This window comes from Mesorhizobium sp. M8A.F.Ca.ET.202.01.1.1, from assembly GCF_004791595.1.
Taxonomy (GTDB): domain Bacteria; phylum Pseudomonadota; class Alphaproteobacteria; order Rhizobiales; family Rhizobiaceae; genus Mesorhizobium.
In genome coordinates this window covers 50,333-75,747 of sequence record NZ_SRUN01000006.1, presented here as the reverse complement: position 1 = coordinate 75,747, position 25,415 = coordinate 50,333, and the positions used below count along the sequence as shown (strand labels likewise).

22 protein-coding genes are annotated in these 25,415 nt (G+C 64.4%); 1 reads left to right on the top strand and 21 read right to left on the bottom strand.

What is annotated here, in order from left to right; genetic code table 11:
• Positions 1-90: 90 nt before the first annotated feature.
• The 19 genes from recN to mraZ form a co-directional block, all read right to left on the bottom strand.
• On the bottom strand, positions 91-1,764 hold the full coding sequence (recN, locus tag EN845_RS15065) for a DNA repair protein RecN (RefSeq protein ID WP_127871686.1): 1,674 nt from the start codon (positions 1,762-1,764) through the stop codon (positions 91-93).
• Positions 1,765-1,947: 183 nt separating this feature from the next.
• Positions 1,948-2,817 (bottom strand): outer membrane protein assembly factor BamD, encoded by an 870-nt coding sequence (locus EN845_RS15060; protein ID WP_127279708.1) that lies wholly within the window; start codon positions 2,815-2,817, stop codon positions 1,948-1,950.
• Between the two features lie 262 nt (positions 2,818-3,079).
• Positions 3,080-4,030 (bottom strand): UDP-3-O-acyl-N-acetylglucosamine deacetylase, encoded by a 951-nt coding sequence (lpxC, locus tag EN845_RS15055; RefSeq protein ID WP_127279709.1) that lies wholly within the window; start codon positions 4,028-4,030, stop codon positions 3,080-3,082.
• Between the two features lie 280 nt (positions 4,031-4,310).
• Positions 4,311-5,990, bottom strand: a complete 1,680-nt coding sequence (gene ftsZ / locus EN845_RS15050; RefSeq protein WP_127871687.1) for a cell division protein FtsZ — start codon at positions 5,988-5,990, stop codon at positions 4,311-4,313.
• A 66-nt stretch (positions 5,991-6,056) separates the two neighbouring features.
• On the bottom strand, positions 6,057-7,364 hold the full coding sequence (gene ftsA, locus EN845_RS15045; protein WP_010910249.1) for a cell division protein FtsA: 1,308 nt from the start codon (positions 7,362-7,364) through the stop codon (positions 6,057-6,059).
• Complete coding sequence (locus EN845_RS15040; RefSeq protein WP_127280469.1) at positions 7,361-8,302, bottom strand: cell division protein FtsQ/DivIB; 942 nt, start codon at positions 8,300-8,302, stop codon at positions 7,361-7,363. Before EN845_RS15040 ends, ftsA begins: the two co-directional genes overlap by 4 nt.
• Positions 8,290-9,216: a D-alanine--D-alanine ligase gene (locus EN845_RS15035; protein WP_127280468.1), complete on the bottom strand. Its 927-nt coding sequence runs from the start codon at positions 9,214-9,216 to the stop codon at positions 8,290-8,292. Before EN845_RS15035 ends, EN845_RS15040 begins: the two co-directional genes overlap by 13 nt.
• A gap of 302 nt (positions 9,217-9,518) precedes the next feature.
• Positions 9,519-10,484 carry a UDP-N-acetylmuramate dehydrogenase gene (gene murB, locus EN845_RS15030; protein ID WP_127871688.1) on the bottom strand — a complete coding sequence of 322 codons (966 nt, stop codon included), beginning with the start codon at positions 10,482-10,484 and terminating at the stop codon, positions 9,519-9,521.
• Positions 10,481-11,881, bottom strand: a complete 1,401-nt coding sequence (gene murC / locus EN845_RS15025; protein ID WP_127871689.1) for a UDP-N-acetylmuramate--L-alanine ligase — start codon at positions 11,879-11,881, stop codon at positions 10,481-10,483. Before murC ends, murB begins: the two co-directional genes overlap by 4 nt.
• Complete coding sequence (gene murG / locus EN845_RS15020; RefSeq protein WP_127871690.1) at positions 11,878-13,005, bottom strand: undecaprenyldiphospho-muramoylpentapeptide beta-N-acetylglucosaminyltransferase; 1,128 nt, start codon at positions 13,003-13,005, stop codon at positions 11,878-11,880. Before murG ends, murC begins: the two co-directional genes overlap by 4 nt.
• A gap of 1 nt (position 13,006) precedes the next feature.
• Positions 13,007-14,158, bottom strand: coding sequence for a putative lipid II flippase FtsW (ftsW, locus tag EN845_RS15015; protein ID WP_127275791.1), 1,152 nt, complete (start codon positions 14,156-14,158; stop codon positions 13,007-13,009).
• Complete coding sequence (gene murD / locus EN845_RS15010; RefSeq protein ID WP_127275792.1) at positions 14,158-15,558, bottom strand: UDP-N-acetylmuramoyl-L-alanine--D-glutamate ligase; 1,401 nt, start codon at positions 15,556-15,558, stop codon at positions 14,158-14,160. Before murD ends, ftsW begins: the two co-directional genes overlap by 1 nt.
• An 8-nt stretch (positions 15,559-15,566) precedes the next feature.
• Positions 15,567-16,649, bottom strand: coding sequence for a phospho-N-acetylmuramoyl-pentapeptide-transferase (gene mraY / locus EN845_RS15005; protein ID WP_015317207.1), 1,083 nt, complete (start codon positions 16,647-16,649; stop codon positions 15,567-15,569).
• A 17-nt stretch (positions 16,650-16,666) separates the two neighbouring features.
• Positions 16,667-18,139: a UDP-N-acetylmuramoylalanyl-D-glutamyl-2,6-diaminopimelate--D-alanyl-D-alanine ligase gene (locus EN845_RS15000; protein WP_127275793.1), complete on the bottom strand. Its 1,473-nt coding sequence runs from the start codon at positions 18,137-18,139 to the stop codon at positions 16,667-16,669.
• Positions 18,136-19,590, bottom strand: a complete 1,455-nt coding sequence (locus EN845_RS14995) for a UDP-N-acetylmuramoyl-L-alanyl-D-glutamate--2,6-diaminopimelate ligase (protein ID WP_127275794.1) — start codon at positions 19,588-19,590, stop codon at positions 18,136-18,138. The genes EN845_RS15000 and EN845_RS14995 overlap by 4 nt, the downstream gene beginning before the upstream one ends.
• A 54-nt stretch (positions 19,591-19,644) precedes the next feature.
• Positions 19,645-21,369 (bottom strand): penicillin-binding protein 2, encoded by a 1,725-nt coding sequence (locus EN845_RS14990; RefSeq protein WP_127275795.1) that lies wholly within the window; start codon positions 21,367-21,369, stop codon positions 19,645-19,647.
• Entirely contained in the window at positions 21,366-21,761 is a 396-nt protein-coding gene (locus EN845_RS14985) for a hypothetical protein (RefSeq protein ID WP_127275796.1), read from the bottom strand. The genes EN845_RS14990 and EN845_RS14985 overlap by 4 nt, the downstream gene beginning before the upstream one ends.
• 4 nt (positions 21,762-21,765) lie before the next feature.
• Positions 21,766-22,782 (bottom strand): 16S rRNA (cytosine(1402)-N(4))-methyltransferase RsmH, encoded by a 1,017-nt coding sequence (rsmH, locus tag EN845_RS14980; protein ID WP_127275797.1) that lies wholly within the window; start codon positions 22,780-22,782, stop codon positions 21,766-21,768.
• Positions 22,779-23,252: a division/cell wall cluster transcriptional repressor MraZ gene (mraZ, locus tag EN845_RS14975; protein WP_127275798.1), complete on the bottom strand. Its 474-nt coding sequence runs from the start codon at positions 23,250-23,252 to the stop codon at positions 22,779-22,781. The genes rsmH and mraZ overlap by 4 nt, the downstream gene beginning before the upstream one ends.
• 407 nt (positions 23,253-23,659) lie before the next feature.
• Between mraZ and EN845_RS14970 the strand changes: the two genes are divergently transcribed.
• Entirely contained in the window at positions 23,660-24,775 is a 1,116-nt protein-coding gene (locus EN845_RS14970) for a cystathionine gamma-lyase (protein WP_127871691.1), read from the top strand.
• On the opposite strand, the gene EN845_RS14965 is transcribed toward EN845_RS14970, so the two are convergent.
• Both EN845_RS14965 and EN845_RS14960 read right to left on the bottom strand, forming a co-directional pair.
• Positions 24,765-25,076, bottom strand: coding sequence for a type II toxin-antitoxin system RelE/ParE family toxin (locus tag EN845_RS14965; RefSeq protein ID WP_245511747.1), 312 nt, complete (start codon positions 25,074-25,076; stop codon positions 24,765-24,767). The genes EN845_RS14970 and EN845_RS14965 overlap by 11 nt on opposite strands.
• Positions 25,073-25,357: a type II toxin-antitoxin system ParD family antitoxin gene (locus tag EN845_RS14960; protein ID WP_127871692.1), complete on the bottom strand. Its 285-nt coding sequence runs from the start codon at positions 25,355-25,357 to the stop codon at positions 25,073-25,075. Before EN845_RS14960 ends, EN845_RS14965 begins: the two co-directional genes overlap by 4 nt.
• Positions 25,358-25,415 lie beyond the last annotated feature (58 nt).

Below are 25,415 nucleotides of genomic sequence, written 5' to 3'. Positions count from 1 at the left end.
GTGAAAGGTGGGAACCGGTTTTCGGAAAAGATCATTCCTGAACAGCAGGATGGAGCCATATCCTGACTCGCCCCATGACGCCCGATAGTCTCATGCCGCGTTTGTATTCTCGCGCAGCAGCCGCTCGGCGGCGGCGCGCGCCTCGTCGGTGATAGTGGCGCCGGCCAGCATGCGGGCGATCTCCTCCTGCCGCGCCGTCCTGTCCATCTCGGCAATTCCGGTCGCGACACGGTCGGTGCTGCCCGATTTGGAGATCAGGAAATGTGTTGCCGCGCGCGCCGCCACTTGCGGAGCATGGGTGACGGAAAGCACCTGGACACGCTTCGACAGCCGCGCCAGCCGCTGGCCGATGGCGTCGGCCACCGCGCCGCCCACGCCGGTGTCGATTTCGTCGAAAACCAGTGTCGGCGCCGAACCGCGATCGGCAAGCGCCACTTTCAGCGCCAGCAGGAAGCGTGACAGCTCGCCACCCGACGCGACTTTCATCATCGGGCCGGGCCGCGTGCCGGGATTGGTGCGCACCCAGAACTCGATCTGGTCGATGCCCTCCTCCATGCGGCTCTCGGCCTCGCTCTTCATCTCGACGATGAAGGCCGCGCGTTCGAGCTTCAGCGCCGGCAATTCGGCCATCACCGCCTTGGTCAGGCCGACCGCCGCGGCATGGCGAAGCGAGGACAGCTGTGCGGCGGCGATGTCGTAGGTTTCGCGCGCGGCGGCGGCCTGCTTTTCCAGTCCGTGCAGGCGCTCCTCGCCGGCATCGAGGTCGGCTAGATCGGCAACCATCGTGTCGCGCAATTGCGCCAGATCGTCGACGGCGACGCTGTGCTTGCGCGAGGCCGCGCGCAGCGAAAACAGCCGCTCCTCGGCCTTCTCCAACCGTTGCGGGTCATATTCGGTGGCGCGAAGCGCCGCCTCGACGCCCGATTGCGCCGCGTCGAGCGACAACATCGCTTCATCCAGCGACTTGACCACGTCCTCGAGCAGCCCGGGCGCCTCCGTCGCCTTGCGCTGCAGCCGCCTCAGCAGGCTGGCCAGTTGCGGCAAGGGCGAGGACGGGCCCGAAAGCACATCCTGCGCGTCGTGGATTTCGGAGGCGATCTTTTCGGCGCGCATCATATGGGCGCGCAGCTCGGCAAGTTCGGTTTCCTCACCGGGCTGCGGATCGAGCTTGGTCAGTTCGGCGACCGCGGCGCGCAGATAGTCGGCCTCCCGGGCGGCGGCCGCCACCTTGGCGCGATGGCGCGTCAACTCCTGCTCGCAGGCGCGCCAGTGCCGCCATGCCTCGCCTGTCGCGCGGACGGCGCCGAGATGGCCGCCGAAAGCATCGAGCACATCGCGGTGCGCGCCCGGATCGACCAAAGCGCGTTCGTCATGCTGGCCATGGATCTCGACCAGTGCGCGGCCGACATCGCGCATCAGCGTCACGCTGGACGGCTGGTCGTTGACGAACACACGGGTACGGCCGTCCGCCGTCTGCACGCGGCGCAGGATGACGTCGCCGTCATCCTCGATGGCGTTTTCGGCAAGCAGCGCGCGCACCGGATGGTTGCGCGGAACATCGAACACGGCAATGACCTGGCCCTGCGACGCGCCATGGCGCACCAGCGAGGCATCGCCGCGCGCGCCGAGCGCCAGCGACAGGGCATCGAGCAGGATGGATTTGCCGGCGCCGGTTTCGCCGGTCAGCACGGAGAGACCCGGCTGGAAGTCGATGTCCAGCTTTTCGATCAGGACGATATCTCGGATCGACAGTCTGGAAAGCATGAGAAACCGGACCTATTGCATGCCGCCCAGAAGTGGACCCGGTTTCGGGATAACGACAGGCACGAAAACAAAAAAATTAAGGCGGCACCCGACAGTTGGAGTCGCAGCGCCGCACTATCTTTTTGTTTGAGCTTCGGATCAATCCGAAAAAGCACACTGCGCGCTTCGCTCGGAGCTCCGCGGTCAGGCGCCGGTGATCAGCTTCCCGGCCTTGGATATCCACGATCCGGCATTTTCGCGTGGCGCCAGACCGTTGCTCTGCAGCAGCTTATAGGAATCCTTGTACCACGAGCTGTCGGGATAGTTGGTGCCGAGGACCGCGGCCGCCGTCTGGGCCTCCGAGGTCAAGCCCAACGCGTAATAGCTTTCGGTGAGGCGGGCGAGCGCTTCCTCGACATGGCGGGTGTTGGAATAGTTTTCGACCACGGTGCGGAAGCGCTTGACGGCGGCGATGTACTCGCGGCGCTCCAGATAATAACGGCCGATCTGCATTTCCTTGCCGGCGAGCTGGTCGTTGGCGAAGCGGATCTTTTCCTTGGCGTCGTCGACATATTCCGACGTCGGCCAGCGCGTCACCAGGTCTTGCATCGTCTGCACGGTCTGGCGTGCTTCCTTCTGGTCCTGCGTCACGTCCTTGATCTGGCGATAGTAGCTGAGACCGATGATGTACTGGGCATAGGGTGCGTCATCCGTGGACGGATAGAGGGCCAGGTACCGCTTTGCCGACTGGATCGCGTCCTCGTAGCTGCCCTTCCGATAGTCGGCAAACGCGCCCATCACCATCGATTTGCGGGCCCATTCCGAATAGGGATGCTGGCGGTCGACGGCGTCGAACTTCTTGCTCGCCTCGTCCAGGCGTCCCGCATTCATGTTTGCGAGGCCCTGATTGTAGAGAACGTCGGCCGGCTCGGTCTGGTCGACATAGGTCGAAAGGTCGATATCTTTCTCCGACGACATGCAGGCCGACAGAAAGAGCGATGGAACAACCACCGAAAGCGCCAGGAAGACAGACCGCTGCGGCGCTTTCGATTGACCGACTCGCTTGAAGAACATGATTGGATTGCGCCCTTTCGGCGTTATTTTAGTGCCTCTTGCATGCTGTTGTCCCAAAAATGGTCCCCACTTCTAGGCGACATGCATTAATCGACGGCAGCAGCCATAAACCATAACCGCCTTGCCCGGCAACGCTATGTCCAGCCAATCGCACATTTTTGTGGCGACGGACCGCAGCGCGAAAATCTATGCAATTTCGCTGATGGATGATGCATTCATGCAACACCCATACCGCCATGCAATGCGAAAAAGATTAAGAAAATCAGATCATCCATGGCGCATAGAGCGGCGCGTTGACGGCGTTCATCTCGGCGGCCCGGCCACGCTCGCGGCGTGTCGTCTCGACGATCTCGAAGGCCGTGCGGTCCGACAGCAGGCGCCGCAGCGCGGCGGCGTTCAGCCGGTGGCCGCCGCGATAGGAGCGGAAACAGCCGATGAAGCGCGCGCCGGCCAGCGCCAGGTCGCCCATGGCGTCGAGCGTCTTGTGGCGCACGAATTCGTTGGGGTAGCGCAGGCCACCCATATTGATGACGCGGTTGTCGTCACCGATCACCAGCGAGTTCTCGAGCGAGGATCCCAGCGCATAGCCGGCGGCCCACAGCCGTTCGACGTCCTTCATGAAGCCGAAGGTGCGGGCGCGGGCGATGTCGCGGCGGAAAATATCGGCATTGATGTCCGATGCGAACAGCTGGCGGCCGATCGCCGGGCTTTCGAAATCGATCTCGACCTCGAAGCGGGTGCCGTCATAGGGCCTGAACTCGGCCCAGGAGGCGCCGTTCTCGATGCGGACCGGCTTGACCACCCTGATATAGCGGCGCTTGACGGCCAACACCTCGATGCCGGCCTGGTCGATGGCTTCGACGAACGCCATGGCACTGCCGTCGAGGATTGGGACCTCGTGGCCGTCGATCTCGATGATGACATTGTCGATGCCGAGCCCGAACAGGGCGGCCATGATATGCTCGACCGTGGCGATGTGCTCGCCCGAGGGATCGCCAAGCATGGTGCAAAGATCGGTGGCGCCGATCTCGGAAAACAGGGCGCGGAACTCACGGCCCTGCCCGTCGCCATTGAGAAGCTGGAACACGATGCCGGTATCGGCATCCGCGGGCAGGAAACTGATGGAAACTTCTTTGCCGCTGTGAACGCCGGTGCCTGTAAGCGACGCGCGCGTCTTCACTGTCGTCTGGTGGTCGTGCAAGACAATCCCCATAAGCCCGTAATGCCTAGGTCCGCTTCTCCAGCCCGAGGGCGCGGCTCTTGTTAAATCGGCAGGCAGGGCTACTTCCCCCGAAATCCCCGCATACCGACCATGGTAGGCAGCGAAGATAATGTCCCGGCAGGGAGACTCCAAATCACGGTTTCTTACTCTTTGTAACCGCGAACTGGAACCTGTATGACACGATAACCTATTGATTATACAGCCTTTTAAACGTTAACAGGCAAGCAATTTCTTGCTTGCCTGTTAACAATTGTTACAATCCGTTAACCGCTCAGTTGGCCTGGCGGCGCAGGAACGCCGGAATCTCCAGCTGATCATCGTCCTGAGTCGCCCTCACCTGCGGCGTCAGACGGCCCTGGTCGTCCAGCTGGCCGCGGCGCGGCGCGTAGAGCTGGGCGTCCTGGCTGGCGAGGCGGCGCACTTCCGGTGCGGCCTGGCGCAGCTTGGGCTCGCGCGGCTGCGCCGGCTGCAGCCGTGCAGGCTCCTCTTCGCGGCGGGTCAGGCCATTGGTCAGGCGCTTCAGGAGACCCATCGGGCCGCTGTTCTCATGGTCGGCGGGACGGCTCTTGGCGTCGACCTCCGCCTTCACGACCGGCGGAAAATCCTCGACGCGCGGCATGCGCTGCGGCGCCATCGCCACCGGCTGCTGGACCTCACGCAGCATTTCGCGCGGCTGCGCAGCCGGCTGCATCATCTGCTGGACAACAGGCTGAGGCATCGGTTGCGCGGGCGGCGCCTGGAAGATCTTGCTCTGCGGGCGGAAATCGTCCGCATGGGCGACCGGTGCCGGACGAGCCTGCGCCATGGCAGCGGCGTTCGCTTCGGCCAACTGGATGGCTTCGGCAACTGGATCGGCGGCGCGCGGCTCATACACGGCCTGCTGGACCGGCGCCGGGCGGCTTTCCACCGCGGCGACGGCCGGCCGGGCGGCCGGCTTCGGCGGCGCCGTGCGGATCGAGATCGGCGCGGCGGCGATTTCAGCGGCCGACTTGTCGATGCCGGTCGCGACCACCGAGACGCGGATGACGCCCTCGAGTTCCTCGTCGAAAGTGGCGCCCAGGATGATGTTGGCGTCCTGGTCGACTTCTTCGCGGATGCGGGTCGCCGCCTCGTCGACTTCGAAAAGGGTCAGGTCGCGGCCGCCGGTGATCGAGATCAGCAAGCCCTTGGCGCCCTTCATCGAGGTTTCGTCGAGCAGCGGGTTGGCGATCGCGGCTTCCGCGGCGGCCATCGCGCGGCCTTCGCCCGAAGCTTCGCCGGTGCCCATCATCGCCTTGCCCATCTCGCGCATCACCGAACGCACGTCGGCGAAGTCGAGGTTGATCAGGCCTTCCTTGACCATCAGGTCGGTGATGCAGGCAACGCCGGAGTAGAGCACCTGGTCGGCCATCGCGAAGGCGTCGGCGAAGGTGGTCTTGTCATTGGCCAGCCGGAACAGGTTCTGGTTGGGGATGACGATCAGCGTATCGACGCACTTCTGCAGCTCCTCGATGCCGAAGTCGGCCGTCTTCATGCGGCGCTGGCCTTCGAAGTGGAACGGCTTGGTGACGACGCCGACGGTGAGGATGCCCTTCTCGCGGGCTGCGCGGGCAACCACCGGAGCAGCACCCGTACCGGTGCCGCCGCCCATGCCGGCGGTGACGAAGCACATATGGGTGTTGGTGAGATGGTCGAGGATCTCGTCGATGCACTCTTCCGCCGCCGCGCGGCCGACTTCCGGCTGCGATCCGGCACCGAGCCCCTCGGTGACATGCGCGCCAAGCTGGATCAGCCGCGAGGCCTTCGACATGGTCAGCGCCTGCGCGTCGGTGTTGGCCACGACGAACTCGACACCGCGCAGTCCGGCGGTGATCATGTTGTTCACGGCATTGCCGCCGCCGCCGCCAACACCGAACACGGTGATGCGCGGCTTAAGCTCGGTGATGTCCGGCTTCTGCAGATTGATGGTCATTGTCTCCGTCCTTTGCCTTTCACGCCGCTTCGCCGCCGCGGCCGCCTATGGGGCTGTCCCCGTCAATTAGAAACTGTCTCTCAACCACTGACTCATGCGATGCAGTTTTCCGCCCGTTCCGGTCATCCTGAGACCGGAAATACCTTTCGCCGGATGGCTCTCGAAGCTCGCCATCTGCGGATAGATCAGAAGCCCGACCGCGGCCGAGAAAGCCGGGCCTTTCGCTGCTTCTGGCAGGCCCGCCACGCCGAGCGGGCGGCCGATGCGCACATTGCGCCCCAGGATGCGGCGTGCCGCCTCGGGCAGGCCGGCCAGTTGGCTGGCGCCGCCGGTGAGCACGACGCGCTTGCCGACCGCATTGCCGTAGCCGGATTTGTTGAGCCGGTCGCGCAAGAGTTCGAGCGTCTCGTCGATGCGGGCGCGCACGATGCGCGTCATCACCGAACGCGGGATCTGCAGCGGCACGTCGCCATCGTCGCCGATCGGCTGGATCGAGACCAGATCGCGGTCGTCGGCGCTGCCCGGCAGCGCCGAGCCGTGCATCACCTTCAGCCGCTCGGCGGCATCGAGCGACGTCGAAAGCCCCTTGGCCATGTCGAGCGTCACATGATTGCCACCGATGGCGATGGCGTCGCCATGGACGAACTTGCCTTCCGAAAACACCGAGATCGTCGTCGTGCCGCCGCCCATGTCGATGCAGGCGGCTCCGAGTTCGAGCTCGTCGTCGACGAGTGCCGCCAGCCCGCTGGCATAGGGCGTCGCCACCATGCGCTCGACCGACAGGTGCGAACGGTTGATGGAGAGCTCCAGATTTCGCATCGGCGCCGCATCACCGGTCAGCACATGCATGTCGACGCCAAGCGCATCGCCCACCATGCCGCGCGGATCGCGCACGCCGCGCTCCGCATCGAGCGAGAAGCCGACGGGCAGCGAATGGATCACCTCGCGTTCGGCCTTCAGCGCCTGCTTGGCGCCGGCACCGAGCACGCGCTTGATATCGGCCTCGTCGGCCTCGTGGCCGCCGAGGTTGATGGTGGCTGAAAAGGCTTCGCTCTTCAGTCGTCCGGCGGTCATGTTGACGATCAGCGAATCGACCGTCAGCCCGGCCATGCGCTCGGCGGCGTCGACGGAGAGGCGGATGGCATGCTCGGCGCGGTCGAGATCGACGACGACGCCTGACTTCACCCCTTGCGATTTCTGGTGGCCGATGCCGATCACCTGGATCCGGTGAGAGCGGCCGCGCAGAAGCTTGCCGTCATCGTTCGGCTTCAGCTTGGCCACCATGCAACAGACCTTGTTCGAGCCGACATCCAGCACCGTCAGGGTGCCGGACCGGCGCGACGAGGCATCGCCAGAACCGCCAAGCCAGCTCATATCTTCGTCTCCGGCTTGCGCTTGAGGGTTTTCGGCTTCTCGTTGAGCGCGGCCTCGCGCTGCGTCGCCGCCTGCGGCGTCAGCTCCACGACCAGCCGGTCTGTCAGGCGCATGTCGACAGCGGCGATATCGCGCGACAACAGCCCCTTGTCATGGTCCATCTTGACGAGTTCGGCGAGCGCCTGGTCCTCGTCGTCTTCGGGCAGCTTGACGGTGATGCCGTTGTCCAACTTGAGGTCCCAGCGCCGCTCGCCGACGCGGACATAGCCTTTGATGCGGCTGGCGAGGTCGGGATATTGCTCGATCTTGGCCAGGAAATCAGGCGCCTTGGCCGGCGCGCCGGTGCCGATCAACAGCGGCAGGAGCACCTGCTTGCCGCCCGAGAACGGCGCGATGACGGCGCCATCCTTTTCGATGACGGAGAGATCATCGCCCTGCTGCCAGAGCGCGAAGGCTTCGCGCTCCTCGACGCGCACTTCCAGCGTGTGCGGATAGACCTTGCGCACCGCGGCAATCTCGATCCACGGCAAGGTAGCGATGCGCTCCCGCGCGGCCTCGGCATCGAAGCCGATCAGCGACGTCCAGCCATCGAGCTCGAGCCGGTCGAGAATGTCGATCTCGGAAGTCTGGCGGTTGCCGACCACCTTGACCTGATCGACGGCAAAGCCGGTACGGGCGGTGATGCTTTGAATGATGCCGTCGGCATGACCGCCAAGGTAGGCGCCATAGGCCCCGCTCGAAGCCAGCAGCACCGACGACATGATCGCGGCGGAGAAGCGCGGCGCCTGAAATTCACCATCACCCAGGCGCGTCAGGATGCGCACCGGGCGGCGAAGCACGCGCGGCAGAACGAAATGGTCCAACGACAATGGCAGGCCGAACAGCGACGGCCCGGCCGCGCCCCTCACCTTGCCCTGTCCCCATTTCAACGCAGACACGAAGCGTCCTCCACCATCCAACTCAACAGTTCACCAAACGAATGCCCGGCATGGGCGGCAATTTCAGGCACCAGAGACGTCGGCGTCATGCCCGGCTGAGTATTGACCTCGAGCCATACAACCTCGCCATTTTCGGAGTGACGATCGTCATAACGGAAGTCCGACCGGGAAACGCCCCGACAGCCGACAGCTTGGTGAGCCTTGAGCGCCAGTGTCTGTATTTTTTGGTAAATATTCGGTGAAACTTTTGCGGGGCATTCGTGTTTTGATCCGCCCGCGACATATTTTGAATCATAGTCGTAGAAGGAATGGCCCGTTGGGATGATCTCGCAGACGCCGAGCGCCACGTCTCCCATGACGGCGCAGGTCAGTTCGCGCCCATGGATGTAGCGCTCGACCATGACGGTATCGCCATATTTCCACTCGGACGACCCGATGACCTGCGGCGGATGCGACTGCCCCTCCGAGACGATAACGACACCGAAGCTCGACCCTTCGCTCACCGGCTTGACCACATAGGGCGGCTTCATCGGATGCTTGTTCTGGATGGAGAAACGATTGGCGACCTTTGATTCGGCGACAGGCACGCCGACCGATTTGACGATCTTCTTCGCCTGCTCCTTGTTCATGGCGAGCGCCGAGGCGAGCACGCCGGAATGGGTGTAGGCAATGCCGAGATATTCGAGGATGCCCTGGATGGTACCATCCTCGCCAAAAGGCCCATGCAGCGCATTGAAGGCGACATCGGGCTTGAGCTCGGCGAGCACCGAACCGACGTCGCGCCCGACATCGACACGGGTAACCTGATAGCCTTCCTGCTCGAGCGCATCTGCACAGGCCTTTCCAGAAGACAGGGACACGGGCCGCTCGGACGAGAAACCTCCCAGCAATACGGCCACATGCTTGTTCTTCATTCCCCGTCATCCCCTCTCACGGCGGACTAAAAACCCAAGGATTTCCGCAACATTGAGTCCGAGTCTCCCGGCAGGTTGCCCCCCAGACGGAAAACGCGGGTAACGCGTCGAACGACTCAAATCAGGAAACGCTTTAGGGCAGAGAATCAGAGAGTTGATTCACTGGCAAGTGCTTATGATTCCGAGGGATTCACTTTGTGAGAAAATGAATGCGAAAACCGTCTCGCTGAGTCTTTGCAGCAACGATTTCAAGGCATTTCGATCTCGTTGAAGTTCACGCATCACGTGAACTTCAAGATGCGCTAAAGAAGCTGACCCAGGAACTCCTGCACTGCATGCCCGGAGCGGAAATTGCCGATGCGCTTGATCTCCCACTGCAGCCGGATGCCCGAATGCTCGAGTACCCGCGCGCGCACCGTCTCGCCGAGATATTCGAGGTCGTAGCCGGTCGCGGTTCCGGTGTTGATCATGAAGTTGCAGTGCATCGGCGACATCTGCGCGCCCCCGATCATCAGGCCGCGGCCACCCGCCTTGTCGATTTCCTTCCAGGCCGAGGTGCCTTCCGGGTTCTTGAAGGTCGAGCCGCCCGTCTTCTCGCGGATCGGCTGCACGGTCTCGCGATGGTTCTGCACCGCCTCCATCGCCGCCTTGATCGCTGCCTTGTCCTCGGCAAAGCCTTCGAAGACGGCCGACGTGAAGATCAGCCCGGTCGGTGCCGCCGAATGGCGGTAGGCATAGCCCATCTCGGCGTTGCTCAGCGTCTGGACATTACCCTTGCGGTCGAGCGCACGCACCTCGACGACGCGCTCGCCCGTCTCGACGCCATTGGCCCCGGCATTCATCCTGAGCGCACCACCGATGGCGCCTGGAATGCCGTGGTAGAAATGAAAGCCGCCGATGCCGGCCTCGAGCGCCACCGCCGCCACACGCTTGTCGGGCGTGGCGGCACCTGCCCTGATCCTGATCGGGGAAATGACTTCGGCCTCGCCAAAGCCCTTGGCGGAAAGCCTGACGACGAAACCCGGAATGCCGCCGTCGCGGACCAGAAGGTTCGAGCCGACACCGACAATCGTCAGGGGGATCTCTTCGGGAACCGCCTTGAGGAACGCGGCAAGATCCTCCTCGTCGGCCGGCTGGAACAGTGCCTCGGCAAGGCCGCCTGCCCGGAACCAGGTGATCTTGTCCATCTCGGCATTTGGCGTCATGCGGCCACGCAGGCCGGCCAGCCGGTCGCCAAGTCTGTCGATCAGGGCCTGGCCGTTCATCATGAGGCGGCGAGCTCCTTCGGCAGCGCATAGGCCCATTGGGTAATATTGCCGGCGCCCAGGAAGACGACGAAGTCGCCGGGCTTGGCGATGTCGCGGATGACAGGCGCGATATCGGCCGGCCCCTCGATGTAGCGCGCGTCGCGATGGCCGCCGGCACGTATGCGCGACACCAGCGCGTCCGAGGTCACGCCGTCGATCGGCTCTTCGCCGGCGGCGTAGACCGGCGCCACCATCACCGTGTCGGCATCGTTGAAACAGGCGGAGAACTCGTTGAACAGATCGTGCAGCCGGGTGAAGCGGTGCGGCTGGGCAATGGCGATAACACGCCCATTGGTGGCGCTGCGCGCCGCCTTCAGCACCGCCGAGATTTCGACCGGGTGATGGCCGTAGTCGTCGAACACGTCGACACCGTTCCAGGATCCGGTATGGGTGAAGCGGCGCTTGACGCCGGCGAAGGACGACAGGCCCTTCTTGATTGCCTCGGCCGACAGGCCGAGTTCGTGCGCGACCGCGATCGCGGCCGTCGCGTTGGACACATTGTGGCGGCCAGGCATCGGCAGGCGCAGGCCCGCTATCGTCGTCTGGCCGCGCCCCTTGCGGTCGCGGATGATCACGTCGAACTCCGAGGTCGCTCCCGCCATGCGGTGGTTGGTGAAGCGCACGTCGGCCTGAGCGTTCTCGCCATAGGTGATGACGCGCCGGTCCTCGATGCGCCCGACCAGCGCCTGCACTTCCGGGTGATCGGTGCACATCACGCCGAAGCCATAGAAAGGCACGTTCTCGACGAACTGGCGGAACGCTTCGCGCACATTGTCGAAGTTGCCATAATGATCGAGATGCTCGGGATCGATGTTGGTGACGACGGCGATGTCGGCAGGCAGCTTGAGGAAGGTGCCGTCGCTTTCGTCGGCTTCGACCACCATCCACTCACCGTCGCCCATGCGCGCATTGGTGCCGTAGGCATTGATGATGCCGCCATTGATGACGGTCGGGTCGAGCCCGCCGGCTTCGAGCAGGGTCGCCACCATCGAGGTCGTCGTCGTCTTGCCATGCGTGCCGCCGATGGCGACAGCCTGGCGGAAACGCATCAGTTCGGCCAGCATCTCGGCGCGGCGGACAATGGGCAGCAATTTCTCCCGCGCCGCCTTCAGTTCCGGATTCGACTTCTTGATCGCCGTCGAGACGACGATGACCTCGGCGTCACCGAGATTCTCGGCCTTGTGACCGACGAAGCATTCGATGCCCTTGTCGCGCAGCCGTTGCACATTGGCGCTGTCCGCCTGGTCGGATCCTTGCACCTTGTAGCCGAGATTGTGCAGCACCTCGGCGATGCCGCTCATGCCGATGCCGCCAATGCCGATGAAATGCACGAGGCCAATGGTCTGCGGCATCTTCATGGGTGCGTCCCCTTCCTGAAATCCGATACTGTTTTGCGGGACGCAATAGCCTCTGTGAGATCGGCGAGCAACCGTGCCGCGTCCGGCCGGCCGACCGATTTGGCCGCGGCAGCCATCGTCGCGAGCCGCTCCGGCTGGTCTATCAGGGCGCCGAGCAGTGCCGCGATGCGCTCGGACGAAAGCGATGATTGCACATGCACTTCGCCGCCGCCGGCGGCGGCAAGCGCCGCCGCATTGGCCGCCTGGTCGTGGTCGAGCGCAAAGGGATAGGGCACCAGCAGTGCCGGCCGGCCGATGACGGCGATCTCCGAGACGGTGGAAGCGCCGGAGCGCGAGATCACCAGATGCGCCGCCGCAATGCGCGCCGCCATGTCGGCAAAGAACGGCGAGACCTCGACGGCGACGCCGAGCGCGGCATAGGCCGCCTTCACCCGCGCCACGTCGTCCGCGCGAGCTTGTTGGGTAATGACGAGGCGTCTGCGCTGTGCATCGGAAAGCAGCGCGACTGCCCCCGGCATGGCATCGGAAAAGAATTGCGCGCCCTGACTGCCGCCGAACACCAGCAGGCGGAAAGGCTCATCCCCGGTTGAAGCCACGTAAGGTGTCCTGGCTGCTTCGAGCACCGCTGGCCTGACCGGATTGCCGGTCGTCACCGTCTTGGCGCCGGCCGCACTCTCATCTTGCGGCAGGAAGCCGCCGGCGATCGCGTCGACGCGGCCGGCCAGCGCCCGGTTGGCGCGCCCCATCACCGCGTTCTGCTCGTGGATCAGCGTCGGCACCTTGCGCCGCGTCGCCGCATAGAGCGGCGGCAGGGTCGGATAGCCGCCAAAGCCCACGACGGCCTCCGGCTTGATCCTGCCGATGACGGCGGAGGCCTGACGCACGCCGCTCCAGATTTTCCAGAAGGCGCCAAGCAGGGCGAAGGGGTTTTTCGAGCCCAACGTCGCCGACTGGATGGGATGGATGGCCGCTGCCGGGAAATGGCCGGCAAACCGTTCGGCGCGGGTGTCGGTCGCCAGATGCACCGCCCAGCCGCGCTCGATGAGTTCATGCGCCAGCGCTTCGGCTGGAAACAGATGTCCGCCGGTTCCGCCCGCGGCGAGAAGGATAACGCCTCTGGCCATGTCACTCCGCCGGCATGGCGCGCTGCGGCAGCGCAAAGCCCATCTGCTTGCGCTTTTCCGGCCGCTTGCGCGTCAGCGCCAGCACCATCCCCATCGAGATGGCGATGGCGATCTGCGAGGAGCCGCCATAGGAGATGAAGGGCAGCGTCATGCCCTTGGCCGGCACCAGCTGCAGGTTGACGCACATGTTGATGACGGCCTGCAGGCCGAACACGGTGACCAGGCCGCCGACCGCATAACGGGTGAAGTCGTCATGCTCCTTCAGCGCCGTGTTGAGACCGCGCAGCACGATGAAGGCGAAGATCGACATGATGAAGAAGCACATGATCAGCCCGAACTCCTCGCCCGCGACCGAGAAGACGAAGTCGGCATGGCTGTCGGGGATGACCCGCTTGACGGTGCCCTCGCCCGGCCCGACGCCGAACCAGCCGCCATTGATCAGCGCGTCACGCCCCATGTCGACCTGGAACGTGTCGCCTTCGCCGGTGAGGAACTTGTCGATGCGCAGCGCGACGTGCGGAAACACCGTATAGGCGGCGAAGACGCCGCCGACGCCGGCCGCACCGAGCACGATGATCCACAGCCACGGCAGCCCGGCCATGAAGAACATGATGCCCCAGGTGCCGGTGGTCAGCATGGTCTGGCCGAGGTCCGGCTGCGCCACCAGCAGCGACACGACCAGCACCAGCAGCAGCATGGCGAACAGATTGCCGGGAATGTCGGGCTGGCGTTTGTGTTCGGCGAACAGCCAGGCGCACATGATGACGAAGGCCGGCTTGAGGAATTCCGACGGCTGGATCGACAGGCCGGCGAGCGAGACCCAGCGCCGTGCGCCCTTCACCTCGACGCCGACATAGAGCACCGCCACCATCAGCACCAGCATGAGGCACAGCATGATCAGCGACATGCGCCGGATCTCTCTGGAATCGAGGAAGGAGACCGCCAACATCACGCCGAGCGCGGGCACGGTGAAGATGATCTGTCGGGTGGCGAAATGGAAACTGTCGAGGCCGATGCGTTCGGCGACCGCGGGACTTGCCGCGAAGGACAACACGATGCCGAGCCCCATCAGCGACAGGAACGCCGCCAGGAACCAGCGATCGATGGTCCACCACCAGGTTGCGACCGGACTTTTGTCGAGACGGCTCTGCATTATCGTGCCCCTCCGATGGGTTTGACACCATCTATAGCGCTCGCAGCTTGCCTGAAGGCTTCGCCGCGGACCTCGAAATTCTTGAATTGGTCGAAACTGGCGCAGGCCGGCGACAACAGCACCACCGCCTCGCCGCTGTCGTCCTTGGCCGCGTCATGCGCGGCATGCTCGACCGCGGCCGCCAGCGTGCCCGAGATTTCGTAGGGCACGGCCTCGCCCAGCGTCGCCGAAAAGGCGGGGGCGGCCTCGCCGATCAGATAGGCCTTGGCGATGCGCGGGAAGAAGCCGCGCAACGGTTCGATGCCGCCCTCCTTGGGCAGACCGCCGGCGATCCAGTAGATGCGGCTGAAGCTGGACAGTGCGGGAGCAGCCGCATCGGCGTTGGTCGCCTTGGAATCGTTGACGAACAGGACATGGTCCTTGCGGCCGACCTGCTCCATGCGGTGGGCGAGGCCCGGGAAGCTTTCGAGCCCCGACTGGATCTCGCCGAGGTCGAGACCGACCTTGAGGCAGGCGGCGACGGCGGCCAGCGCGTTCTGCGCATTGTGCTGGCCGCGCAGCGAGCCGATGCCTTCGAGGAAGGCGACACGGCTGTAGCGGCCATGCACCGCTTCCATCAGGTTGGTGCCGTCGGCGAAATAGCCGTCGGTCAGCGGCAGCCGCTTGGAAATACGGATGACCTGCCGCCCCGCCCGCTCCAGCCGCTCGGCGATCTGCGCGCACCAGGAATCGTCGATGCCGATGATCGCCGTCTCGCTGCCCGCCACCAGCCGCTCCTTGATCGAAGCATAGTGCTGCATGGTGCCGTGGCGGTCGAGATGGTCGGGCGTAAGGTTGAGCAGGATGCCGGCCGTCGGATTGATCGAGGGCGCAAGGTCGATCTGGTAGGACGAGCATTCGACCACATAATGCCGGTCGGGCTTCGGCGGATCGAGCGTCATCACCGCGCGGCCGATATTGCCGCCCATCTGCGTGTCGCGCCCGGTAGCTTGAAGGATATGCGCCGTTAGCGCCGTCGTCGTCGACTTGCCGTTGGTGCCGGTGATGGCGATGAAGGGAGCATCCGGAGCGCTGAGTGTCCTCTCCCGGCAGAAAAGCTCGATGTCGCCGATCACCTCGACGCCTGCGCCACGCGCGAGCTCCACCGTCCAGTGCGGCTTGGGATGGGTCAGCGGCACGCCGGGCGACAGCACGAAAGCGGAAAAGCCGGCCCAGTCGGCGCCACGCAGGTCGCCGGTTGCGATGCCGGTGGCGGCGGCCTTGGCGACGCTGTCGGGATTGTCGTCCCAGGCCAGCACTTGCGCACCGCCCTCGATCAGAGCGCGCGCCGTGGCGATCCCCGAGCCGCCGAGCCCGAAGAGCGAAACACGCTTGCCTGCGAAGGATGCGGCGGGGATCAAATGGCAGCCTATCTGAGCTTGAGGGTGGAGAGGCCGACCAGCGCCAGGATGACGGCGATGATCCAGAAGCGGATCACCACCTGGCTTTCGGTCCAGCCGAGCTTTTCGAAATGATGATGGATCGGCGCCATCAGGAACACGCGCTTGCCGGTCATCTTGAAGTAGCCGACCTGGATGATGACCGAGAGGATCTCGACCACGAACAAGCCGCCGACGATGACGAGCACGATCTCGTGCTTGGTGGCGACCGCGACCGTGCCGATCAGGCCACCCATGGCGAGCGACCCGGTATCACCCATGAAGATCGCCGCCGGCGGCGCGTTGAACCAGAGAAAGCCAAGGCCGGCGCCAATGACCGCGCCAAGCACGACCGCCAGTTCGCCGGTGCCCGGCACGAAATGGATCTGCAGGTATTCAGCGAAGACCGCGTTGCCCGAGAGATAGGCGATGACGCCGAAGGACGCCGCCGCGATCATGATCGGCACGATCGCCAGACCGTCGAGGCCGTCGGTCAGGTTCACCGCATTGCCGGCGCCGACGATGACGAAGCAGGAGAACGGGATGAAGAACCAGCCGAGGTTGATGATGAATTCCTTGGCGAAGGGGAATGTCAGTGACGACGAGAACGGCGCCTGGCCATTGTGCATGATCGCCCAGGCGGCGATGCCGGCGATAACGAATTCCAACGCAAGCCGCGCCTTGCCGGAGAAGCCGAGATGCGACTGCTTGGTCACCTTCAGATAGTCGTCATAAAAGCCGATCGAGCCGAAGCCGAGTGTCACCAACAGCACCACCCAGACATAGATGCTGGACAGGTTCGCCCATAGAAGCGACGAGCCGATGATACCGGACAGGATCATCAGTCCGCCCATGGTCGGCGTACCCGCCTTCTTGAAATGCGTCTGCGGCCCGTCGGCGCGGATCGGTTGGCCCTTGCCTTGCCTGAGCCGCAGCGAATTGATGATGGTCGGCCCGAAGATGAAGACGATCAGCGCCGAGGTGATCAGCGCCCCGCCGGTGCGGAACGTGATGTAGCGGAAGACATTGAAGACAGAGACCTTGTCCGCGAAATCGACCAGCAGTGTGAACATGCGCTTTCGTCCCCCGACTAGGTCTGGTTGCTGGTTGTCGTCTCGGCCGGGAATTTGCCCAGCAGCGCATCGACCAGTTTTGCAAAACCGATGCCCTTCGACGATTTGATCATCACCACGTCGCCCGGCCTTAGCGCGGCGAGCAGCAGCGGCTTCAACTCCTCGACGCCGGCGCGGTATTCCGTCCTGATATCGTCCGGCAGCGCTTCCGCCAGCGAGCGCATCTCCGGCCCGCCGAGAAAGACTGTCCGCGTGCCCGTGCCGACGATGAGATCGGCAAGGGCGGCATGCAGCTTTGCCGAATGGTCGCCGAGCTCCAGCATGTCGCCGAGCACCGCGATGCGTCTGCCCTCGCCTGTCACCGGCGTTGCGTTGAGTAGCGCCATGGCGGCCGCCATCGAGGCCGGATTGGCGTTGTAGCTCTCGTCGATCAGCGTGATCGGGCCACCGTGCATAGGGCTACCGGGCTGGCCCGAAGTCGGGCCACCGGGATGCCGCAGCACATGGCGCTTGCCGCGCCCGCGCTCGGCGGAGAGATCGGCCAGCGCCAATGCCACCTTGTCGAGATCGGCGCCGACCAGATGCGCGGCGCCTAGCACCGCCAGCACGTTCTGCACCATGTGCCGGCCAGGCGCTCCGATACGAGCGATCATATCGTGGCCGCTGATCCTGGCGGCGATGTCGGAATGGTCGGCATGCAACTCGCACTTGACCAGCTTGAACGTCGAGCGCGCATTCTCGCCGAAGCCATAGACATGCTCGACGCCGGCAGCTTGCGCCATCTTGTCCAGCAGCTTGAAACGCGCATCGTCGCGGTTGAGAACCGCGGCGCCCTCGGGTTCCAGCCCTTCAAAAATCTCGGCCTTGGCCCTGGCGATCTCGTCCAGATTGCGGAAGAAGCCGAGATGCGCGGCCGCGATCATGGTGACGATGGCGACATGCGGCCGCACCATCTTCACCAGCGGCCGGATCTCGTCGGGATGGTTCATGCCGATCTCGAACACGGCATAATCGCAGTCATCGGGCATGCGCGCCAAGGTCAGCGGCACGCCCCAATGGTTGTTGAACGACTGCGCCGAGGCATGCACCTTGCCGACGGCCGAAAGCACGTGGCGCAGCGCCTCCTTGGTGGTGGTCTTGCCCGCGGAACCGGTGACCGCGATGATCTTGGCCTGCGAGCGGGCGCGCGACGCGACACCGAGCTTTTCCAGCGCAACCAGAACGTCCTCGACGACGATGATCGGCGCGGTCAGCCGGCCAAGCGACGGCAGCTTGCCTTCTGCCACCACCAGCACGCCGGCGCCGGCCTTGATGGCCGCGGTGACGAAGTCATGGCCGTCCATCGTCTCGCCCTTGATGGCAAAGAAGGCGTCGCCCGGCTGCAGGCTGCGGCTGTCGATCGAAATGCCCGATATACCTTCGGGCATGGGGCCGAGCGGCCGCCCGTCCGTGGCGGCAACCAGCGCTTCCGAAGTCCACAGCAAACTCATGCGGCACGCTCCCTGAGCGCGGCGCGCACTTCCTCGTGGTCGGAGAAATGCAGGGTTTCCGAGCCGATCGTCTGGCCTTCCTCATGGCCCTTGCCGGCCACGATCAGCGTGTCGCCGGCATGCAGCATGCGGACAGCCTCGTGGATTGCCTTGCGCCGGTCACCGATTTCGATGGCGCCGGGCGCCGCGGCAAGAATGGCGGCGCGGATGCTTTCGGGCACTTCGGAGCGCGGATTGTCGTCGGTGACGATGACGACATCGGCGAGCCGGGTCGCGATCTCGCCCATGATCGGTCGTTTGCCCCGGTCACGGTCGCCGCCGCAGCCGAACACGACCATCACGCGACCGGTGGTGAACGGACGCACCGAGGCCAGCACATTCTCCAGCGCATCCGGCTTGTGGGCGTAATCGACATAGACCGGAGCCCCGCTCGCCGTGGTACCGACAAGGTCGAGCCTGCCCGGCGCGCCTTTCAATTTCTCCAATGCCCCCAAGGCCTTGGCGACAGGTGTTCCGGTGGAAATGGCAAGCCCCGCCGCAACCAGCGCGTTGGCGATCTGGAAATCGCCGGCGAGCGGCAGGTCGATTTCGTGGATCACACCGTCGGCTTCGACCTCGGCACGCTGGCGATGACGCTCATGCTCGACCCGCTTCAACCTGAGGAAATCGCCATGACGGCCGACCGTCAGCACGTCGAGCCCGGCGGCCCGAGCTGCCTTTATCGTGGGTTCCGACCAAGGATCGTCGGCGAAGACGATAGCCGGTGCGCCCTTCGGCAGCAGCGTGTCGAACAGGCGCAATTTGGCACGGTGATAATCCTCGACCGTCGGATGGTAATCCATGTGGTCGCGGCCGAGATTGGTGAAGCCGCCAGCCGAGAGCTTCACCCCATCGAGGCGGCGCTGGTCGAGCCCGTGGCTGGAGGCCTCAATCGAGGCGTGGCTAACGCCGGCATCCGCCAATTCCCGCAGCAACTGATGCAGGGCGACCGGATCGGGTGTCGTCAGTGAACCATATTCGTTGCGGCCAGGCGCGACCACGCCGGTGGTACCGATCGAGGCGGCAGCGTATCCCGCCTGCTCCCAGATCTGCCGGGTGAAGGCGGCGACCGACGTTTTGCCACTGGTACCGGTCACGGCGACCATGGTTTGCGGCTGCCTGCCGAAATAGCGGGCGGCACTCAACGCCAGTGCCAGGCGCGGATCATCGACCGCCAGCACCGGAACCGGCAAATCGGCCAGGCCACTGCCTTTGCCCGTGACGATCGCTGCAGCGCCACGTCGGGCCGCGTCGGCGGCGTAGCTCGCGCCATCGGCCTTGGTTCCGGCAAGCGCGAAAAAGACGACGCCGGGTTTCACCTGGCGGGAATCGGACGAGATGCCTGTAACCTCCAGATCGACGGAAGCTGTTCCTTCGACTGGCAGGATACCGGCTAGATCTTTGAGCTTCATCGAGTCCCGTTCACCGCAACAAAATAGCGCGCAGTTGCCGGCGCGCCCCAAGAATCACTGATAGGAAACCAGCGTTGCACCATTTTCATGGCTGAAATCTGGCTTCACGCCAAGCATGGCCGCTGCACGCCTGATGATATTGCCGGCCATGACCCCCGCATTGTTGGCCGCGACGTCGGTCATCCCAGGCTTTTCCGGATGCGGGGCGTCGGCGATCGTGAACACCAAATATTGCGGATCGTCCATCGGGAAGGCGGCGACAAAGGTGTTGAAATTCAATTCCTTCGAGTAACGGCCGTTGATGACCTTCTCGGCCGTTCCGGTCTTGCCGCCGACGCGGTAGCCGGGAACCCGGGCATTTCTGGCCGAACCCTTCTCGGCGTTGAGCGAATAGAGGTAGCGCATGCCCTCGACGGTCTTTTCGGTAACCACTTTCTTGGCCGCCGCCATCGCATCCTCCTGGCTGCGGACCAGAAATGTAGGCTGCATCAGAAAGCCGCCATTGACCAGCGCCGCGCAGCCGACAGCCGCTTGCAGCGGCGTCGTCGACACGCCATGGCCGAAGGCGATGGTGAACGAATTGACCTGCTTCCACACCTTCGGCTCGGTCGGGCGGGCGACTTCGGGCAGTTCGGTCTGCATCTTCTCCAGAATGCCGAGGCGATGCAGGAATTCGCGGTGCGCCTCGATGCCGACCAGCTCGGCCTCCCTGGCCGACCCGATGTTGGACGAATAGAGGAAGACCTCCGGCAGCGACAGCACACGGTTCTTGCCGTGGAAATCGTGAATGGCCTGGTGGCCGACCCGGATTGGATGCGAAGCGTCGAAGCGGCTCGACATCGTCGCCTTGCCGGAATCGAGCGCCATGGCCGAGGTGAAGCTCTTGAAGGTCGAGCCCATCTCATAGAGCCCCGCCGACATCCGGTTAAGCCGGTCCTTGTCCTGCGCGTTGTAGGGATTGTTCGGATCGAAATCCGGCACCGAGGCCATGGCCACCACTTCGCCGGTCTTGACGTTGAGCACGACGGCGCCAGCGCCCATGGCGCGATAGCGCTCCAGGCCGGCGGCGATCTCGTCGCGCACCACATGCTGGACGCGCAGATCGATCGAAAGCTTCACCGGCCTGAGATCCTTCGCCACCGCCAGGCCCGACGCCTGCAGGTCGCTCAGGCCCTGCTCATCGATATATTTCTCCATGCCGGAGATGCCCTGGTTGTCGATGTTGGTCAGGCCGACGATGTAGGAGGAGGTCTCGCCGCTCGGATAAAAACGGCGCTTTTCGGTGCGGAAGCCAAAGCCGGGAATGCCGAGCTGCATGATGTCGGCCTGCTGCTTGGGCGTCAGTTGCCGCTGCAGCCAGACGAAGCCGGCGCCGCTCTTCAGCTTGTGATAGGTCTGCTCGTAGTCGATTTCGGGCAGCACCGTCGACAGCTTCTCGATAGCCTCATCGGCATCGACGATGCGGCGCGGCTCGGCGAACAGCGACGCCGTCTTGATGTCGGTGGCCAGAACTTCACCGTTGCGATCGACAATGTCGGGACGTGACGCCGTCACCCGGCTTTGCGGACCGCCCGACAGGTCGGGTGTCTGGAAACCGAGATAGACCAGCCGCCCCGATATGGTCGAGAAGATGCCGAAGAACACCGCCATCGTCATCACGATGCGGGCCTTGCCCTTGCCGCCGGTCGCCTTGCGGGCGCCTTCGACCACGATCGACCCGTCCTCGCTTGTCCTGGCGCGGCCTACCGTGGCGAAGCGCTTCAGCAGTTTGCCGATCATTGGGCGATGTCTCCGGTGACGACGGGATCCTTGTCGCCCGAGGGCGCCTTGTCGGAATTGTCGGCCACGGCGCCCTGGCGCCCGTTCAGGATGTCCTGGATGTCGAGCGCCTTGGCCGGCAGGTCGCCCAGGCCCACGATCTGCCGGCCACTGACCGGCTCCAATGCGAGCTGCGCCTTATAGAGTTCGGCCAGCTTCTGCAGCCGCGACGGCTGGGTGAGCAGGCTCCAGTCGGCTTTGAGCAGGTCGATCGTGTCCTCCTCAAAGCGTATCTCGGCATGGATCTTCTGCACGGCCGCCAACTGGTCCTCGGCCTCGCGCTTGGCCTTGTAGGTCAGGGCCGCTGCCGAAACCATGACGGCGATCAGGACAATGTCGCTGGTACGAAACACGTGCTTACCTCTCCCCCGGCCGATCGATGCCGGGAAGCTTTGGAAGGCCGAAAATCGAAAAATCGTCGCCGCGCGCCGGCGCCTCGGTGCGGACCGCCGCGCGCAGCCTGGCCGAGCGGGCGCGTGGGTTGGCCGCAACCTCGGCGTCGCCTGCCGTCACGCCGCCACCAGCCTTGCGGAAAGTCGCGGTGCGCGCCTGCGCCTCCGGCATGTGGCGCGAGCCGGTCATGGCGTCGGCGCGATCGGCGATGAAGCGCTTGACGATGCGGTCTTCAAGCGAATGGAACGTCACCACGACAAGTCGGCCGCCTGGCTTCAGCGCGCGTTCGGCCGCGAACAGCGCCTTGGCCAATTCACCGAGCTCGTCATTGACGAAGATGCGCAGCGCTTGAAAAACGCGGGTCGCCGGATGGATCTTGTCCTTCGGCGCGCGGCCGATATGCGTCTCGATGGCGTCGGCGAGTTCCAGCGTGCGCTCGAACGGCCGTTTTTCCCGGCGCGCCTCGATCATGCGGGCGATACGGCCGGCGTGACGCTCCTCTCCGAGGAAGCCGAAGATGCGGGCAAGGTCGCCCGGCTTGAAACTGTTGACGACATCGGCGGCGCTCAGGCCCGCCTGCGCCATGCGCATGTCGAGCGGGCCGTCGAAGCGGAAGGAAAAGCCGCGCTCGGCCTGGTCGATCTGCATCGAGGAGACGCCGATGTCGAACACGACGCCATCGGCGCTGTCGATGTGTTCGTCGAGCGTCGAGAACGGCGCCTGCACCAGCCTCAGCCGACCGCCGGACTGCGCCTCGAGGTCGCGGCCGGCCGCGATGGCATCCGGATCGCGGTCGATGGCAACCACGGACGCGCCGGCCGCCAGGATGGCCTTCGTATAGCCGCCGGCGCCGAACGTACCGTCGATGACGATGTCGCCCTCCGCGGGCGCCAGCGCTTCGAGCACTTCGCCAAGAAGGACCGGAATGTGGCGGACCGATCCGCCAACGGCGTTGTTATCATCGCCGTGGCCCACCATCATTCCGGTCGCTCCCCAGCCTTGGCCTCGTGAGCCTTCGTCCCCTGCCGAAGCTGCAAAAGCCTGGCCCGCGCCTGCGCCCCGTAGGTCGCGAGCCGTCCCGGCTCCCAGATCTGAAAGAAATTGCCGCGCCCGACAAAGGCCACTTCCGCCGAGATGCCGGTATGTTCGCGAATGAAATCGGTCATGGTTATGCGGCCGTCCTGGTCGAGTTTCAGGAACGCTCCGTCGCCATGGCAGAAGAACGACATGTCGTCCGCCGTCTGCAGGAAGGGGTCTTCCCGAGCGATGCGCTGCTCGTAGCGGTCGAGCAGGTCGAGCCCGCCGACATCCATCGCCGTCAGGTCCAGGCAACGCAGCGCGTAGAGTTCCGAATAGCCGCGCTTCTGCACCACGGCACGAAAATGCGCGGGAACGGACACCCGCCCCTTCGCATCGATCCTGCTCACCGTGTTCGACAGAAACCGGTCCATCACACGTTACAGCCGCTTGCGCCGCCGCACCCCTCTTCATCGTGTCGCACGCGCCACCGCCGCGCGTTGCCTGCCCCGCACCCACCTCGTCCACAGGGGCGAAAACCGGCAAACGCACAGCCGCCGCGGCTGCCCGATTGGCGAACGCTTTACCCTGACGCGGAACGAAGGCTTTGATGTCGAAATGGGATATCATGGGGCACTATGGGCGTCAACGGGAATAGGCTTCTCAAACACGCGCGCCACGCCGACGAGAAAGGCTTTGACAGCGCGCCTCGTCTTTATGATCCATTAAGCCTAACGAAGCGTTTAGAGCCTGCCTGGCCCAACTGGAGGCGCCTTGCCGCAAACCGCGGCCGGGCATAGCGTCTCGTCCATCTCACCGATCACCAAGGGATTTGAAATCGATGCCTGAAACTGCGAAGTCGCGCGCTGCGGCCCTTCCCCATTTGCGTCGCAGCGGGTTCGCCATGGGCGATTCCATTCCCCTGCCGCTGACCATGGCCGCCATCTTCCATGCACCGGGCGACGCCACCGGCTTCAACCAGTACGGCCGCTTCAGCAACCCGACCTGGGATGCCGTCGAACACATGTTGTCCCATCTGGAAGACGCGCCTTGCGTCGGTTTTCCCTCGGGGATGGCGGCGATCTCGGCGGCATTCTTTGCCGTGCTCAAGGCCGGCGACCATATCCTGCTGCCTTCGGACGGCTATCACACCACCAGGGCGCTGGCCGACCGCTTCCTGAAGCCGCTCGGCGTCACCTACGATGTCAGGCCGACATCGACCTTCCTCGACGGCGGCTTCGCGGGTTACCGCCTGGCCTTCGTCGAAACGCCCGCAAATCCGGGACTGGACATCTGCGATATCGCCGCTGTCGCCGAAGCCGTTCACAAGGCGGGCGCGCTGCTGGTGGTCGACAACACGACGATGACGCCCTTCGGCCAGCGCCCTCTCGATCATGGTGCCGATATCGTTGTCGCCGCCGACACCAAGGCGCCCAATGGCCATTCCGACGTGCTGTTCGGTCATGTCGCCAGCCGCAATGCCGACATCATCGCCGCCGTGACCGGCTGGCGCGAGGTCTCGGGCAGCATCCCCGGCCCGTTCGAAGCCTGGCTGGTGCATCGCGGCCTGGAAACATTGGACGTGCGTTTCGACCGCATGTGTTCGTCGGCGGAAGTGATCGCGCGGCGCCTGCAGGGCCATAGGGCGATCAGGGGCCTGCGTTATCCCGGCCTGGAAGGCGATCCCTCGCACAATCTTGCCCGCGCCCAGATGGAGCGCTTCGGCTTCCTCATCTCCTTCGAACTCGCTTCCGAGCAGAAAGCCGAGGATTTCATCAACGGCTGCGAATTGATGCAGGCCGCGACCTCCTTCGGCGGCGTCCACACCTCGGCCGAGCGGCGTTTGAAGCGAGGCGACGCGGTGCCGGCTGGCTTCGTACGCCTGTCGGTCGGCTGCGAGCCGGTGGAAGAACTCTGGAAGGCGATCGAGGCCTCGCTGGACAGGGTCAGCGGCTGAGCGAACCGTCAGGGATTGAGATCATCGACCTCGATCTTTCGCCGACCATGCAGCACACGGACGATTTCGACGGCATCGGCACCGACTCGGTACAAGGTGAGGTAGTCGCCGACGACCAGGTGACGAATACCGGTGCTATGTCGTCGCGTGGCGCACCTGAGACGGGATGCAACGTCAGCAAATCCCAACGTCTTTCCAGCGCATCCACGAAGCGAACAGCAGCGCGCGGGTCGTGGCTGGCGATGTAGTCGCCGATGCTTTCGAGATCGACGGTGGCTTGAGGAAGCAGTCGGTATTTCACTCCTGGAAGCCTTGGACCTCGGCCCTCTTCAGGTATTTCGCGCGCAGTCGTTCAATGATTGGCTGGCCGTCTTGCGCAGGCCCGCTGTCGATCCCCTCCTGCACCAGTTTGCGCAGTTCTTCGACCGTGTAGCCCATCAGGTCGCGGCGGTCCTTCCATTGCCGCAACGCATCGCGGATCACCTCGCTCGCCGAGGCGTATTCTCCAGCCGCGACCACATCGTCGACCGCCCGCGCCAGTTCCGGCGAAAGCGTGATGCTGCGTTTGTCCACCTGACCCATGATAGGCTCCCGATGATGAGCCGCGATGGTACGATTTAATCGCACCAGTTTCAAGGAA